This is a genomic window from Lacinutrix sp. Bg11-31 (genome assembly GCF_002831665.1).
Lineage (GTDB): Bacteria > Bacteroidota > Bacteroidia > Flavobacteriales > Flavobacteriaceae > Lacinutrix.
The window spans coordinates 3191131-3208570 of record NZ_CP025118.1 but is presented as its reverse complement, the minus strand read 5'-3'; the positions used below and the strand labels follow the sequence as shown (position 1 = coordinate 3208570).

The following is a 17440-nucleotide window of genomic DNA, read 5'->3' as shown; positions in this document are numbered from 1 at the left end:
TTATGCGCAACCTATGGTTATATACAATTTTCTTTAGCTGTGTGTTTGTATTAAATGCACAGACACCAGAAGAGGACATCGAAAAACCTAAAGATTCTATAAGTTCTAAAACGTTATTAAAACAAATTGGAAATGGATTCTTTCCTACTAAACTATGGAATTTCGATTTACGCTACCTTGTAAAATTCAATCAATACGAAGGTTTTAGAACAGGCTTAGGAGGTGTAACTAATGATAGTTTTTCAAAAAACTTCAGAATAGATTCTTACGGAGTTTACGGTTTTAGAGACCATCGTTTTAAATACAAAATTGGCGGAGGTTATCTTTTAAATAAAAAAGCTAAAGGTTGGCTTAATGTCTCTTACATAGACGATTTAATGGAAACAGGAAGTTCTGATTTCTTAACAGATGGACGCACATTTTCATTTTTCGAACCACGTTTATTAAACATTAGTTTGTTTCATAAACATATTACTTCGGCTGTATCTTATGAGCATGAAGTAAATCCTAAACTTATTACAGAAACCGAAATTGCTATTAGTAATATTCGTCCGACTTACGACTATAATTACGTGCTTGATAATATTGCTTATGGCTCTTTTGAAACCTCAATTGCTAAAATTGCTGTGCAATGGAATCCATTTTTAGAATATGAAACAATAGACGGAAAGACAGAAACTATAGTAGATGGCTATCCTAAATTCACTTTACAGTATAGTAAGAGTTTTAAAAATGTTCTAAATGCAGATTTTAATTTTTCGAAACTAGATTTTAGAACCATACACAAAGTTATCCATAATAAAGACTCTCATACTATTGGAACTTTATCTTTAGGTTTAGCGCATGGAGACACACCTTTAACGCATTTGTACCATGCCTATCCAAATAATATTAATAAAGAAACAATATTAAACCGTTTCTCTGTAGCTGGAATTAATAGTTTTGAAACTATGTTTTTTAATGAGTTTTTCTCAGACAGGTTTGCAACCTTAGTGGTTAAACACTACGTAAAACCATTTCGTTTTAACAACTATTTTAAGCCGCAATTAGTATTAGTAACGCGTTATGCAGTTGGGAATATGAATACTATTTCAAGACACCAAAACGTAAGTTTTGGCACTTTAAAAAGTGGATATACAGAGTCTGGTTTCGAAATAAACAAACTCTTATTAGGTTTCGGTTTAAGTTTCACTTATCGCTATGGTGCTTATCACCTGCCTAAGGAGGAAGATAATATTGCTCTTAAATTCACTTTTAATATTACATTATAAATACTAAACCATTTCTGTTTTGAAATGCTATAAAATCTATAGGTTTTCCATACCTTTGAAGCTCCTTTTAAAGCATCATGGCGAAACAAAAAAAATCTAAATTTTGGGACATAGTAGCTAGACTAATTTTACGTAATAAAATTGGTATCCTCTTAGGTATTATAATCATTACTATTTTATTTAGTACACAATGGAAATACATGCGTTTCACTTATACTGAAGCGAACCTATTACCAGACGATCACGAAGTAAATATTGAGTATAATAATTTCTTAGATATCTTTGGTGAGGAAGGAAATCTAATTGTATTAGGTGTAAAAGACTCCACTCTTTTTACTGTTGAAAAGCTAAATGCTTGGAATGCACTCTCTGATGATTTTAGAGTTGCAAACGAAGTGGAAAGCGTTGTATCTATTAAGGATCTACAAAAACTCGTAAAAAACACAAAAGAACAAAAATTCGATTTAGAACCTTTTATAAAAGATTCGGTTAAAACTCCAGCAGAAATAAAAGTACTTCAAGACGATCTTTTTAATAAATATCCTTTTTACGATAACTTCTTATTTAACAAAAAAACTAAAACAGTACGAACCGCAATTTACCTTAAAAAAGAATTGGTAAATACACCTGCTAGAAAAGATTTTGTTGTTGAAACTTTAATGAAAAAAGTTAAGGTGTTCGAAGATACTTACAATCTAGATGTTCGTGTTTCTGGAATGCCTTACATAAGAACATTAAATGCGCAAAATATTGTAGACGAAATTGGCTTGTTTGTTTTAGCAGCATTGGCAATTACATCGTTTATTTTCTTTTTATTCTTTCGCTCTTTTCGTGCAACCTTTATTTCCTTAATAGTCGTTTGCGTTGGTGTGATGTGGACACTAGGAATACTTGGTCTTTTAAAATATGAAATTACTGTATTAACAGCATTAATTCCACCACTTATTATTGTTATTGGGATTCCTAATTGTATTTTCCTAATTAACAAATATCAGCACGAAGTAAAATTACATGGTAACAAAGTAAAATCGCTGCAACGTGTTATTACAAAAGTTGGTAATGCTACTTTAATGACTAACGTTACAACAGCCTCTGGTTTTGCTACTTTTATTATAACAGAAAGTAAGTTATTAAAAGAATTTGGTATTGTAGCCTCGCTTAGTATTTTAGCCATATTTATATTGTGCTTACTTATTATTCCAATATTATACACCTTTTTACCTTACCCAAAAGAACGCCATTTAGAACATTTAAACAAACGTTGGATTGGTGGTTTTGTAGATTGGACAGTATGTATGGTAAAAGAAAAACGTATTGCTATTTATGCTACCTCTTTAGGCTTAATCATTGTTTGTATTATTGGAATTTATAAAATTAAAGTCTCGGGAAGTTTAATAGAAGACATGCCTAAAAATGCTGAATTCTTTAGTGATATTCGCTTTTTTGAAGAAGAATTTAATGGTATCATGCCAATGGAGATTATGATTGATACCAAGCGTAAAAAAGGAGTCATGAAATCGGCTACCTTAAAACGCATGAATCAACTTGAAGATTTAATTATCGAAATTCCAGAGTTATCGCGTCCTATTTCTGTGGTTAGTCTCGTTAAATATTCTAAGCAAGCTTACTATAATGGCAATCCGAAGTATTACCAACTCCCAACAAAACAGGAAGAAGCTTTTATTTTACCTTATGCTAAAAACTCAACATCTGGTGAAACAAATCTTTTAAATAACTTTGTAGATTCTACAGGACAATACGCTCGAATAACTACGTTTATGAAAGATATTGGAACCGACAAAATGGAACGTATCGAAGAGAATTTAGTCAATAAAATAAATAATGTTTTTCCAAAAGAAAAGTATGATATTACCATAACAGGAAAAGCGTTAGTATTTCAAAAAGGCACAAAATACCTGGTAAAAAATCTAGCACTTTCACTGTCTTTAGCTATTGTACTTATTTCATTGTTTATGGCTTACATGTTTCGTTCCTTTAGAATGATTATTGTTTCGCTAATACCAAATTTATTACCATTAGTAGTAACTGCTGGCTTAATGGGTTATTTAGGTGTCCCAATAAAACCATCGACTATATTAGTGTTTAGTATTGCTTTTGGAATCTCTGTAGATGACACTATTCACTTTTTAGCAAAATATAGACAAGAATTACAAGCCAACAACTGGAAAATTAAAAAATCGGTTTATGCCGCTTTAAGAGAAACTGGTGTAAGTATGTTTTACACCTCTATTGTTTTATTCTTTGGTTTTTCAGTCTTTACAATTTCAAGTTTTGGAGGAACCGTTGCACTTGGAGCATTAGTTTCGGTAACATTATTATTTGCTATGCTATCTAATTTATTATTATTGCCTTCACTTCTACTATCTTTAGAGCGAAGTATTGCTAATAAAGAAACGCTTAAAAAACCTTCAATAAATATTATTCCTGTTGAAAATGATCCTGATGAAAAATCAGAAGAATCAGAATAATAAAACAACGTAAAAATTTATATTTGCTATCTAATAAATACAAAAATGACAAAATTAACTATTGCACAATTATTAAAAGAAACAAAACTACAGCAGGTAGAAGCTAAAGGTTGGGTTCGTACATTCAGAGCTAAAAGATTTATTGCTTTAAATGATGGTTCTACGCTTAATAATATACAATGTGTTGTTGATTTCGAAAATACAGATGAAGAAACATTAAAGCGCATTACAACTGGTGCTGCAGTTCATATTAAAGGTGAGTTAGTAGAAAGCCAAGGTAAAGGACAAAGTGTTGAAATAGTGGTTTCTTCAATTGAAATCTTAGGAGATAGTGATCCAGAAACGTATCCTATTCAGCCTAAAAAGCACTCGTTTGAGTTTTTAAGAGAAAACGCACATTTACGTACACGTACAAACACTTTTAGCGCTGTTATGCGTTTACGTTCTGCATTATCTTTTGCAGTGCACAAGTATTTTAACGATAATGGTTTTAACTATATGCACACGCCTATTATTACAGGAAGTGATGCAGAAGGTGCAGGAGAAATGTTTAGAGTAAGTACTTTAGATCAAAAAAATCCTCCACTAAAAGAAGATGGATCAATAGACCATTCTAAAAACTTTTTTGGAAAAGACACAAACCTTACTGTTTCTGGACAATTAGAAGCAGAAACTTATGCAATGTCTCTTGGTAAAGTTTATACTTTTGGGCCAACATTTAGAGCAGAAAACTCTAACACTTCTCGTCATTTATCAGAATTTTGGATGATTGAACCAGAAGTCGCATTCATGGATTTAGCAGGAAACATGGATTTAGCTGAAGACTTTATGAAATCTGTTATCTCTTATGTTTTACAACACAATGCTGAAGATTTAGAATTTTTAGATCAACGCTTATTTGACGAAGAGAAAACAAAACCACAAGCAGAACGTAGCGAATTACGCTTAATTGAAAAATTAAAATTCGTAACCGATAATAATTTCAAACGTGTAAGCTATACTGAGGCAATAGATATTCTTAAAAACTCTAAGCCTAATAAAAAGAAAAAATTCAATTATATCATTGAAGAATGGGGAGCCGACTTACAGTCTGAACATGAACGTTTTTTAGTAGAAAAGCACTTTAAATGTCCAGTAATCTTGTTCGATTATCCTGCAAATATTAAAGCATTTTACATGCGTTTAAACGAAGATGGTAAAACCGTTCGCGCCATGGATATTCTATTTCCAGGTATTGGAGAAATGGTTGGAGGCTCTCAACGTGAAGAACGTTTAGACGTTTTAAAAGAGAAGATGGCTATTTTAGATATTTCTGAAGAAGAATTATGGTGGTACTTAGACTTACGTAAGTATGGAACTGCAGTGCATTCTGGTTTTGGTTTAGGCTTCGAGCGTTTAGTAATGTTCGCAACAGGAATGGGTAATATTCGCGATGTAATACCTTATCCAAGAACACCACAAAATGCTGAGTTCTAAAAGCAAACAACATAAATAAATTATTAAAACAATCTACTAATATCCATATTGTAGATTGTTTTTTTTATTTTTATACATAATCAACGATTCTATATGCTTAAACAATATTTACAGTTCAAATTATCGCAAAAATTGTCTCCGCAACAAATTCAATTAATGAAATTGATACAGTTGCCTACACAAGCTTTTGAGCAACGTTTAAAGCAAGAACTTGAAGAAAATCCTGCACTCGATACTGGAAAAGAAGAAAAAGAAGATGAGTATGAAGACATGGATAATTCTCAAGATGAGTATGATGACAATGAAAAAATTGAAGCAGAAGATATTAATGTTGACGACTATTTAAGTGATGATGAAATTCCAGATTACAGAACTAGCGTAAATAACTACAGTGCAGATGATGATGAAAAGAGTATTCCATATGCCTCTGGAACATCTTTTACCCAACATTTAAAAACACAATTAAATACGTATCGTTTAAACGATGAAGAACGTGATATCGCAGAGTTTTTAGTTGGTAGTGTTGACGAAAGTGGTTACATACGTCGTGAGCTAAGCGATATTATGGACGACTTAGCCTTTACACAAAACGTATATACAACCGAAGATAAAATTGAATATGTACTTAAAATAGTACACCAATTAGATCCTGCTGGTGTTGGTGCTCGAAATTTACAAGAATGTTTAAGTATTCAACTTAAAAGAAAAGAACAAACTCCAGATATAGCATTAGCTTCAGATATCATAAATAACGCTTTCGAGAAATTCACTAAAAAGCATTATAAAAAATTAATGTCTAAGTTCAATATTAGTGAAATTCAGCTTAAAGATGCTATTCACGAAATAGAACGTTTAAACCCAAAACCTGGAGGTAGTTATTCTGGAAATACCAGAATGATAGAGCACGTTATTCCAGATTTTGCTATTAAAATTGTTAATGGTGAGTTAGAGTTAACTTTAAATGGTAGAAATGCACCAGAATTACATGTATCTCGCGAGTATAACAACATGCTTAAAGGCTACAAAGAATCAAAAGAGAAATCTAAATCTCAAAAGGATGCTGTTATGTTTATTAAACAGAAGCTTGATGCTGCAAAATGGTTTATAGAGGCTATAAAGCAACGTCAACAGACTTTATTCGTAACTATGAGTTCTATTATGCATTACCAAAAAGAATACTTCTTAACTGGTGATGAGCGTAATTTAAGACCTATGATTTTAAAAGATATTGCAGACGAAATAGAAATGGATGTCTCTACCGTTTCCCGTGTTGCAAATAGTAAATATGTAGATACACCTTACGGAACAAAACTGATTAAAGAATTCTTTTCTGAATCTATGACTAACGATCAAGGTGAAGAAGTTTCGACTAGAGAAATTAAAAAAATTTTAGAAACGGTTATAGAAGAAGAAAGCAAAAAGAAACCATATACAGATGAAGCTTTAGCTAAAATATTAAAAGAAAAAGGCTATCCTATTGCTAGAAGAACGGTTGCAAAATATCGCGAGCAATTGGATATTTCTGTGGCTAGACTGCGAAAAGAATTATAATAATATAAAAAAGGCTTCGTGATACGAAGCCTTTTTTATAGAGAATAACTAACCTAGTTTACACCTACATTTTTAACTATAATAAATCAACACAACCACATCGAAACATATTTAACCAACTAAAAAAACATTTTTTTTTAATCTTCGTAGTCCAAAATTAACTTCTATACGTATATACTATCAAATGGCCTTATTTCTTCATAGGAATATTGGTTAATAGCGTAAACTTTTTAAAAGGTCATTTTAAATTTAATTATTTCTAGAAAGCGAAATAGAAATAATTGGTTAGTTTAGTTAGGAGCCAAAATCCTGTTTGATGCTTAATCGAACAGGATTTGGTTTGTTTAATGGTTTCTTAAATTAAGAAAAACTAAAATTTACTAGCTTGTTTTGTCATTCTTAATGAAAATAAGAAATCTGTTTATAGATATTAATTTTCTTTGTGAATAGTGTATTCACAGGTATATAAAAACAAAAAATGCTCGTCTAAGACGAGCATTTTTTATTTAAATAACTACATATATTTATTCTGTATCTGTAGCTTCAGTAGCTTGTTCTGCTTCTTCTGCTGCTTTTTCCTCAGCTTCAGCTTTTGCTTTTGCATTTTCCATTACTTTAATCTTTTTAAGTTTCGCTTTCCAAATTGTTAAACCTTCAGAATGCTTCTTAATATTATCGTGTACAGATTTTACAAGCGGATTCTTTTCATCAGCATGTTTGAAAAACAATAAGTTATTTTCTAACTGGTTTATTTCTCCTTTTATTTCACCAATTTTCTGGCGTATAAAACTGTATTCATTTTCAAGTGCTCTTTGGTCTTGAGCTGAAGATAAATCTTGAAGTCTGTTCTCAAACTTCATCATTTCTACTTCATTTTTATTCATATCTAAAGCACCAAATAAAGTATCTAAAGCTTTATTAAAATCGCTTTCAATTTTACGTTTATTTCCAGGTACACGACCAAGTGTTTTCCAATTTGCTATGTAATCTTTTATGGTAGCTAAATCTGCTTTTTGCTCACCAGATAATTTGGTTTCAGTAACCGTTTTTAAGAATGCTTCTTTTTCTGTGAATGCTTTTTCTTCTTCAGCATTGGCTTCGTTTCTTTTAGAATTAATTCTATCGAAATAATGGTTACAAGCACCTCTAAACTGTTTCCAAATTTTGTCGCTATCCTTTCTTGGTACATGACCAATAGTTTTCCAATCGCCTTGAATTTTCTTCATCAACTGCGTTGTAGCAGTAAAATCTTCACTGTCTTTATTAGCTTCGGCAATTTTTATTAACGCTACCTTTTTGTCTAAATTATCGTATTGATCTTTCTTTAAACTCTTATAGTACGTATTCTTTTTATGATTGAATTCACGAACGGAAACTTTGAATTTTGTCCAAGTCGCTTCATTAACTTTAATAGGTACTTTTCCAGCTTTAAAAAATTCTTCACGAAGCATTTCTACTTCTTTTATTTTCTTTTGCCAATCTTTATGCGAGTTTCCAGGATCGTTAGTCTTTTCTTCAATAATCCCAATAATACCATGTTTAAACTCTAAATTTTTCTCGTAAACTTTGTCTAAATGGTTGTAATATTCTTGACGTTTGTCATTAATAACCTTAGTCGCTTCTTTAAAACGGTCCCAAATTGGTTCTCTATGCTCTCTAGAAACAGGGCCTAATTCTTCTTTCCACATTTTGTGTAAAGCTTGTAATTCTCTAAAAGCACGATTATTATTTTCGTCTTTAGCTAATTCTTCGGCACGTTCAATAATTTTAGTTTTCTTTTCAAGATTATGCTCAAAATCTTTATCGCGTAAATCTCTATCTAAATGTAATAAATCGTAGAAACGCTCAACATTAAAATGATAACTGTTCCAGGCATTATTGTATTTATCTCTTGGTATCGATCCAGCAGCTTTCCACTGGTCTTGTAATTCTTTAAACTGCTTGTATTTTGTATTCATCGTTTCATCAAGATCTGTAAGCGCCTTGATGTCTTCAATAATTTGAAGTCTTGTCGATAAATTATCTTTTAAACCTTTTTCTAAACTCTTATAATGCGTTTTTGTTTTCTGGCGATATTCTTTATAAGCATCATTAAAACTGCGTTTTAAAGGAATAGAGTAATGGAAATCTATTTCGTTACCACCTTCTGCTAAAAATTCTTGCTTTTTTTCTTCTACAAGTGCATTGAATTTGTCGTTAAACTCATTTTTTATAGCTTCTACATGCTTTTTTATAGCTTGCACCTTTTGTGTTTCAACCAGTTTTTCAAGTTCGATAACTAAAGCATCTAAAGACATTTCGCTGTAGTCTTTATCTTCAATATTATGACGATCACTTGTGCCTTCATCCTCAGCATCTTCTGCATTAGAGTCGTCAATTTCATTAATTACAGCATCCTCATCATCCTCATTTTGAGAGTCTTGAGAGTCTGTTGTATTCTCTTCAACTGTTTCTTCAACAGTCTCTTCAACGTTATCAATTGCTGTGTTTTCTAGTGCTTCGTTTTCTTCGTTTCCGTCTGCTTTTGGCAGGTTATCTTGCTCTGACATTTTATAAAATGTTTTTATTAGGTAAAAATTTAGACTTTAAAGATACTAAAACTTGTGTTTTATTAGCCGTTTCAACTTCTTTTTCGATTAAAAGGTGCTTATTATTTATTCCAAATACTCCAAGATTTCTCGGCTTGCAGCTCCAACATCCTTTCTCCATTGATTATGGTCGCATTATTTTGCTTACCTAATCTTAGAAATTTTGTTTCCGAAGGATTGTAAATTAAATCGAATAATATATGTTGTTTAGAAATTTCCTGATAAGGAATATCTGGACACAAATCTATATCTGGAAAAGTGCCTAAAGGTGTGCTGTTAATAATAATTTGATGCGCATTTATAATAGTATCTGTAAGTTCGTTGTATGTGTATTTTACATTTTCTCCAACGTTTCGCGATACAAAATAATACTCGATATCAAGAGATTTTAAAGCATACGCAATTGCTTTACTTGCGCCTCCAGTACCTAGAATTAATGCTTTTTTATGGTGTTTTTTTATAAACGGTTTTAATGTTTTTTTAAATCCGTAATAGTCGGTATTATAACCAACATATTTTCCTTTTTTAGTAATTTTAATGGTGTTTACAGCACCAATAGCTTTGGCTTTTTTATTTAATTTATCTAAAAAAGGCATGACGCTTTCTTTATAGGGAATAGTAACATTGAAACCTTTTATAGTGGTTTCTTGCTTCAGTTTTGTATTAAATAAAGCAATGTTCTCAAGGTCGAAATTCTCGTAGCTTGTGTTTTTTATGTGTTCAGCTTCAAACTTATTTTTAAAATAATTTCTTGAAAATGAATACGAGATGTCTTTTCCTATTAATCCAAATCTACGCATGTATCTGTCGTGTTTTTCTGCCATACCATTCTAAACCTAAAACAATAGCGATGCCTATAATAATGTAAAATATAGCAAGATAAGTTTCTGTATTTAATTCTGGAACTAGTCGTTTGTAGTTTTCAATAATGTGTTTTCCGCGAGAATCTAAAATTTGGGCACCAGAAGTATCTGTTTTAAAAATAGTTTCTTTCCAAGGCCACACCACACCAAGTGAGCCAACAATAAAACCAATTATAGATGCTGTGGTTACGCTTTTATAATGTTTTAAAATATAACTTAATATATGCGAAAAACTAACCAAACCTACTACAGAACCTAAAGTAAATACAACAAGAACTTTAAGCATTCGCATGCGTTCTACATTTTCTGTAAAGCTGAAGTTACCTCCAGTAATTTCGTAAAAAGTATCGAAAAGAGCGTTTACAGAATCTACTAAAAGCAACACATAATTTCCTAATAAAATTAATATGAAAGATCCCGAAAACCCAGGAAGCGTCATCCCAGAAACACTAATAATACCACATAAAAACACAAACCAAAGATTGTCATTTTCCATTGCTGGATCAAGAAAACTAATACTTACACCAAGAATAGCACCTATTAATAGTGCTAAATAGGTAGTCGTTTTCCAATCTTTAAAATCTTTGCTTATATAATAAATTGAACCGATAATCATGCCGAAGAAAATGCTCCAAACATACAGTTCATAATGCTTAATAAAATAGTCTAGTATTTTAGAAATACTAAAATAACTAACAAGCATTCCCAAGAATAGCAGACTTAAAAATTTACCGTTTATGTAATAAAAAAACGACCTAAATCTACCATTAATTAACAGCTTTAAAGCTGTGAAATTCACGCGTTTTAGCGAATGAATAAACTCTTCGTAAAAGCCAGCAACAAAAGCCACAACACCACCAGACACTCCAGGAACCTTATTGGCAGCTCCCATTCCTAATCCTTTTAAGATTAAGAAGAACTTGTCTTTAAATGTTCGCGTGCTTTGCATTATGCTTTTTTTGAACCTACTTTTTCTAAAATAAAAATGGTCAAGAAACCAACAACCATTAATACAATTGAAAGTATTAATTGATGGTTTATACCATTAATTTCTGAATATAAATAAGGCGAAATACTATCTTCTAAAACCGTTTTATAACTATCGAAATTATTAGTGTTTTTTTGAAAAACAGAAAGTGTTCCCAAATCTGAAACCTGAGAAAAATCTAATACCTTTCCAGTTTCATCATCCATTACAGACACTGTTTTTTTCCATGGCCAAACTTTGTTTAGTGAGCCTAGAATAAAACCTGTTAAAAGCGCTAAGGTTGTATTGTGGTAATTTTTAAATAACCATTTTAACAAACGGCTAAAACTTAATAAACCTACTAATGCTCCAACTGCAAAAATGGCGATACGTTTAATGTCGAAATCATGCATAGCATCACTTAACGTTTTGTAAGCTCCTAAAATGACTAAAATAAACGAACCTGAAATTCCCGGTAAAATCATAGCACAAATAGCTATTGCTCCAGCAAAAAATAGGTAATACGGATTAGAATTTGCTGCTAACGATGGCAAACTAGTAATATAGTAAGCTAGAGCTGCACCAGTAATTAGAGCAACAATTGAACCTGCTGTCCATTTAGTAACTTGTTTCCCAACAAAATAGATACTAACAACTATAAGCCCAAAAAAGAACGACCAGATTAAAACAGGATGCTGTTCTATTAAGTATTTTGCTAGCCTCATAAAAGAAGCAAAACTTATTATTATTCCTGTAAGTAGTGCGAGTAGAAAATTACCGTTTGCTTGTGTCCAAAAAGACTTAAAACCTTCTTGTTTTAACGTTTTAAAAAGTGATAGATTTACATTACTTATAGAAGAAATTAATTCTTCGTAAATACCAGATATAAAAGCAATTGTACCTCCAGAAACTCCTGGAACGGCATCTGCAGCTCCCATTGCAACACCTTTAAAGGCAATTATAAAATAATCTTTAATACTTCTTTGCATATCTTAATTTTTCTATCAAATCAAAGGTATGCAATTTTAGTAATTCTGCAAGGTTTTGAAACCCAGTAGGATTAATAATTTTTTTGTTGATTACGAATTGTGCATATGCAGAAACTAAAATAATTGGAACTTCAGTTTTTCTTGTGTCCATAATATTAAATTCCCATTTTACAATTTCAAACTTTTTACAAAAATGGTAGAACCTCTGTCTCCTGTCTTAATAAGATATTCAAGGTCATAAAGGTCTAAGTTAGATTAAAGCTAATTTGTGTTATGCAATATTCTTACAACTATATCCTGTAAAAACAATTTATATAGTAATCAGTTTTTTAAAAAGCAGTGACTCATAAACCTCAGGAAATAGTTCCTCTAGAACAATAATTTGCTCAGCATCAAAACGCATGGCGTTTCTTAAATGGTACGTTGCTTTTTCAGTTTCTAGTAACTGAAAATATAAACCTGCTAATCTAAATTCTATTTCAGCATTTTCTGGAAAAAAATCTTGAGCTTGAATTAAATTAAAAGTTGCAGTTTCCTGCTCTCCTAATTTTGCTAATATATCTGTTCGAATTAACCACGTTTCTAGTTCGTAATTTCCTAAATCTAAAACACGTTTATAACCACGTTCTGCTTCTTCAAGGAAATTTAATCTATGATTAATTTTTGCATAGTATTTCCAATACGAAACATTTTCACTATCAATATTTATAGCTTTATTAGTGTAGTATAATGCTTTTTGATAGTTATTATTCTTGCAGTAAAACTTAGTAATTGCAATCCAGCCTTTATCTAAAAGCGGATCTTCATGAACCGTTTTGTAATAATAATGTACTGCTAAATCGTTGTTGCCTAATTTTTCATGACAACTACCAATTCTAAGCAATGCAAAAGACGTTGGATCTTCTAGAGAGAGTGTTATACTATAGTTCTCGATGGCTTCATTGTATAAATTGAGCTTTTCTAAAACCTTACCTTTTTCAATATAGGCACCAACAAAAGTATCGTCGGAAATAATTGCAAAATCGTAAGCACCTAATGCTTTTTCATACTCTTTTAACTCGTAATATTGACGACCAAGTTGGTGCCAAGCGACCTCACAATATGGGTTTTTATCTAAATAGATATTTAAATAGGTAATGGCTTCTTCATTTTTATCTAAAAAATCGAAGCAATAAATAATATTATAAAGCGACGCATAATCTTCTGGATTAGCATCTAAACATTCCATAAAACTATCTCTAGCCATATCAAATTGGTCTAGAAATAAATATTCCATACCTATTAACGAATGTAAATCTGCAGTATCTTCAGAAAGATCTAAAGCGCGTTTTAAAACATCAATAGCTTCATCATGCTTATCTTCTTTAGATAGAATATTAGCTTTTTGAATATAGATTTCTTCGTTTGAAGGTTCAAGGATATACAATTCGTTTAAAAGTGAATTGGCTTTGCCTAATTCATTTTCAAAAACAAAAATTTCAACTTTAAAAAGTTTTAAACTTGTAGAACTAGGATGCTGTTCTAAACCTAATTTAATTGCTTTTTTTGCAAGCGCAACCTTACCTTGATTAAGGTAATGATGAATAATATTCTCGAACTCACTTGAGTCAAAAAACAACACATTGTTTGTTTTAAGCATGGACTCAAATTTAGTTAGCGATCTGTTACTAGGTTCTTCTTCTTGGCTAAAATCCATAGGCATTAGTTTAGCATTTCTATGTAATAAATGTAATGCCTAAAGCATCATTTTTTGGGTATTACAGACAAATGTTTTTAACAAAGTAATGAACAAGTGCAAGCTGTCATCTTAATTTAATAGGCTTCGTGACTGACAATTAAAAAGTTACAGCTACTTATATCGTATTGCTTTGTATTGTGTTTAATACTTCAACAATAATGCCACAGCCTTTAATAATCTCGTCGTTGCTAATAGTAAGTGGTGGTGTAATTCTAATAGCTCTTGGTTCGAATAATAACCAAAATAGAATTAAACCATTATCTTGAGCGCTTAAAATGAGCTGATTAACTGTTTCTGCGGAAGGTAATATTGCAGCCAACATTAAACCTTTTCCTCTTATTTCTTCTATTAAAGGATGCTTTAAATGGGTTCTTACAAGTTGTTCTTTTTCTAAAGCTTGTGACATTAAGTCACTTTCTGTAATTTCTTTTAATGTCGCTAAAGCTGCCGAAGCAATTACAGGATTCCCACCAAAAGTAGTAATATGTCCCAATTTAGGATTGTCTTGCAACATATCCATTAATTTTGCCGACGCAGTAAACGCTCCAATTGGCAAACCGCCTCCAAGACCTTTTCCTGTTACCAAAATATCTGGAATACAATTGTAATTTTCGAAGCCAAATAATTTTCCTGTTCTACCAATTCCTGGTTGAACATCGTCTAATATTAATAAGGCACCAACGTCGTTACAACGCTGTTTTACCTTTTGTAGATAGTTGTTTTTAGGCTCTATAAAACCTGCTCCACCTTGAATAGTTTCTAAAATAACGCAAGCCGTTTTTGTTGTAATGTGCTTTAAATGTGGTTCGTAATTAAAAGTGATATGACTAATTTCTGGTAGCAATGGCCTAAAAGGCGCTTTGCGTTCTTCAAAATCCATTAAACTAAGCGAACCCATTGTATTGCCATGGTAAGCATTATGCGCAGCAATAATTTGGCTTCTGCCTGTTGCCCTTCTAGCCAATTTTAATGCGCCTTCAATAGCTTCGGTTCCAGAATTTACTAAGTATGTTTTTTCAAGTGAATGTGGTAAGTTTTTAGCTAGTAACGCACACAAATCTACAGCAGGTTTCTGGATGTATTCGCCATAAACCATAACATGTAAATATTGATCTACTTGTTTTTTTATAGCCGAAACAACTCTTGGATGCGAATGCCCTAAACTACAAGCCGAAACACCTGCAACAAAATCTAAATACTCTTTCTTATTGGTATCGTAAATATAAGAACCTTTAGCGTGAGAAATTTCCATAGCCAAAGGATGTGGTGTGGTTTGCGCTTGGTATTTAAAGAATTGATCTTTCATTATTCTTTTTCAACCTTTACTGCCTTACCAAGTGTTGGTTTTAAGTTTTTAGGCTTTCTTTGTTTTGGAAGATTACTTTTTATAACCTCTGGCTTAATTGTTGTTTTAGGAATTTGTCTTGACGCTTTCTGCGGCTTATCGTCACGCGCATCTCCAAAACGAACATTAGGCTTGCTTTCTTTGTCTGCTTTATCTACACGCTTTAATAAGTCTGCATCAAAAAATTCTTCTTCCGGAACAGCTGGCGCTAAGCCTTTTATTATTGGTAACTCTAAAGGTGGATCGTCTTTAAATAAATCGTCTACACTTAATGGTCTTTCGTCTTCTCTCCAATCGAAGTCTTTCAATCTCATAGCTCCTTTTGGAATATCGTCTTCAGGATACGTATTTGCTTCAGCCGAAATTAATCGTTTATACCTATTAATACCACCTGCTTCAAAATACATTTCAATATTTGCAGAACGCGCTTTGTCTAAGCCAACAAACTCATCGTCTTCGTTTCTAATAATAAAAATTGATTCAGCATTTTTAAAGATGTTAACCTGCTTCATTTGGTTTTCGTCATCAAACAAACCAATAAGACGCTTTCCTTTTATTTGGCTGTAATAATCCTCACTTATTGTGTCTTTACTAATAATAAAAGCATTTTCAAAAACGATAAGTGAGTCTATTTTTTCGGTTTCTGGATTAGATTTTAAATGAATAGTATCACCAGTAATTTGGTTTGTTAAATTCCAAAGAATAGGTCTTCTTTTTACTGCAAAGGCATCTTTTAAAGATAAACGCGATAAATTAATAAGCTGTGTTAAACCCGTTTGATGATTAACATGAATGGAATCTGCTTTTCCGCTGATATCAGATTTATACAACTTTGCATTTCTGAAAGCTCTCGTTATTCTATTATCTTCTTTTCCAGTAATCATCAACGTATCTGAATGGATATAAACAGAATCTTTTTCTTGAACCGAAACAGCCAAAGCCCTCTTTGTTACAAAAGCAGAGTCTTTAGACTTGTAAACTTCGGCATAATGACCTGTTATAATACTTTTATTTATGGTATCTGTAATAGTAATGTTATTTGTGGCAGAAGCAAAATCGCGATTTCTATCAAAATACATACTGTCGCCAACAACTACACGATTATCGTAATCTATTCTAGAATTTTTAGTGAAGTAACCTTTGTCGCTGTTAGTGTTGTAAAATCCACGTTCGCAATAAACGGTACTTGTTTCTCCTACAATTTTTGAAGGCCCATACATGTAAGCATGTCCAGTTTCCGAAAAGAAATCTAATTGATTTGTGGTGAGTACATATTCAGGGTTTACTAATTTTACATTATCAAGAAAGCGGTATTTTTTTATAGACATATAATAACGACCAACAGTACTCGTAATGGTTCCAGAAGAATCTCTAACCACCATACCGTCTTCGTTATAAAAAGCCTCTTGCTTGGCACGATCGAAAAAGAGCTTATCTGTAGTTAATGTAGAACTTGGCTCTGTTAAAACCACGTCGCCTTTTGCGTAAGCTAATTGTGTTTTTCCGCTATACTCTGCATATCTGGCTACCATTGTAATGGTATCTCCTTGAATCATTTTTACGTTCCCATAAGCTTCAACAAAGTTTTCTTTACCATATAAAACTGCTTGGTCGCAATACATATCGATACCATCATGATAAACATGTACTTGTCCTGCATCACTACGCGTTAGAATTCTTGCGCCTGGATATTTTTCTTCGTCTATTTCACCAAAAGCACCAGAGTCTTTAATTTCAATATTTTTGCGTTGTTGCGCAAAACCATTAAAAGAAATGAGGCTTAGAAGAAATACTATAAATATGTTTTTAAACATCTTTAAAATATGAGTGTTTGTGCAAAAATAACTATTAATATGAGTTAGCATTATGTATTAGTAAAATTTTAATACCAAAAAGCTTGTCGAAGACTTTTTAGGGTGGTTTAAAAATTATTTTTTTTGTAACAATATAAGTTGTCATTCTTCGACAAAATATTGATTTTAGCGAAGAATATATTTTTAATCTGTAAAAAATGTATAACAACGTGTAAATACGTGTTTTGAAAATTATAACGGTTTTTTTGGTTTATACCAAAAATAAGAACGTTATTTGTGCCGCTATTAATTGAACTTGACCTTAAATCAAAAGCACTAAAAACCAACAGTATATAGTATATACTTCCCT

At 31.7% G+C, this 17440-nt stretch carries 11 protein-coding genes; 4 read left to right on the top strand and 7 right to left on the bottom strand.

What is annotated here, in order from left to right:
• Positions 1–2 precede the first annotated feature (2 nt).
• The 4 genes from CW733_RS14350 (at position 3) to rpoN (ending at position 6787) form a co-directional block, all read left to right on the top strand.
• The gene (locus CW733_RS14350; RefSeq protein ID WP_100997878.1) at positions 3–1271 is read left to right on the top strand and encodes a DUF5686 family protein; all 1269 of its coding nucleotides are present in this window, start codon (positions 3–5) and stop codon (positions 1269–1271) included.
• Positions 1272–1348: 77 nt separating this feature from the next.
• Positions 1349–3760 (top strand): RND family transporter, encoded by a 2412-nt coding sequence (locus CW733_RS14345; RefSeq protein WP_100997876.1) that lies wholly within the window; start codon positions 1349–1351, stop codon positions 3758–3760.
• A gap of 45 nt (positions 3761–3805) precedes the next feature.
• On the top strand, positions 3806–5236 hold the full coding sequence (gene asnS, locus CW733_RS14340) for an asparagine--tRNA ligase (protein WP_100997873.1): 1431 nt from the start codon (positions 3806–3808) through the stop codon (positions 5234–5236).
• 93 nt (positions 5237–5329) lie between these two features.
• The gene (gene rpoN, locus CW733_RS14335; RefSeq protein ID WP_100997871.1) at positions 5330–6787 is read left to right on the top strand and encodes an RNA polymerase factor sigma-54; all 1458 of its coding nucleotides are present in this window, start codon (positions 5330–5332) and stop codon (positions 6785–6787) included.
• Positions 6788–7311: 524 nt separating this feature from the next.
• Here the strand turns inward: rpoN and CW733_RS14330 are convergent.
• The 7 genes from CW733_RS14330 to CW733_RS14300 form a co-directional block, all read right to left on the bottom strand.
• The gene (locus CW733_RS14330) at positions 7312–9336 is read right to left on the bottom strand and encodes a DUF349 domain-containing protein (RefSeq protein WP_100997869.1); all 2025 of its coding nucleotides are present in this window, start codon (positions 9334–9336) and stop codon (positions 7312–7314) included.
• 101 nt (positions 9337–9437) lie between these two features.
• Positions 9438–10199, bottom strand: coding sequence for a shikimate dehydrogenase (locus tag CW733_RS14325; protein ID WP_232730368.1), 762 nt, complete (start codon positions 10197–10199; stop codon positions 9438–9440).
• Entirely contained in the window at positions 10168–11187 is a 1020-nt protein-coding gene (locus CW733_RS14320) for a DUF368 domain-containing protein (protein WP_100997865.1), read from the bottom strand. Before CW733_RS14320 ends, CW733_RS14325 begins: the two co-directional genes overlap by 32 nt.
• Complete coding sequence (locus CW733_RS14315; protein ID WP_100997863.1) at positions 11187–12194, bottom strand: DUF368 domain-containing protein; 1008 nt, start codon at positions 12192–12194, stop codon at positions 11187–11189. The genes CW733_RS14320 and CW733_RS14315 overlap by 1 nt, the downstream gene beginning before the upstream one ends.
• A gap of 310 nt (positions 12195–12504) precedes the next feature.
• Positions 12505–13890 (bottom strand): tetratricopeptide repeat protein, encoded by a 1386-nt coding sequence (locus tag CW733_RS14310; RefSeq protein WP_100998861.1) that lies wholly within the window; start codon positions 13888–13890, stop codon positions 12505–12507.
• A gap of 157 nt (positions 13891–14047) precedes the next feature.
• Positions 14048–15238 (bottom strand): aspartate aminotransferase family protein, encoded by a 1191-nt coding sequence (locus CW733_RS14305; RefSeq protein ID WP_100997861.1) that lies wholly within the window; start codon positions 15236–15238, stop codon positions 14048–14050.
• Positions 15238–17091 (bottom strand): OstA-like protein, encoded by a 1854-nt coding sequence (locus tag CW733_RS14300; protein WP_100997859.1) that lies wholly within the window; start codon positions 17089–17091, stop codon positions 15238–15240. The genes CW733_RS14305 and CW733_RS14300 overlap by 1 nt, the downstream gene beginning before the upstream one ends.
• Between the last annotated feature and the right edge of the window lie 349 nt (positions 17092–17440).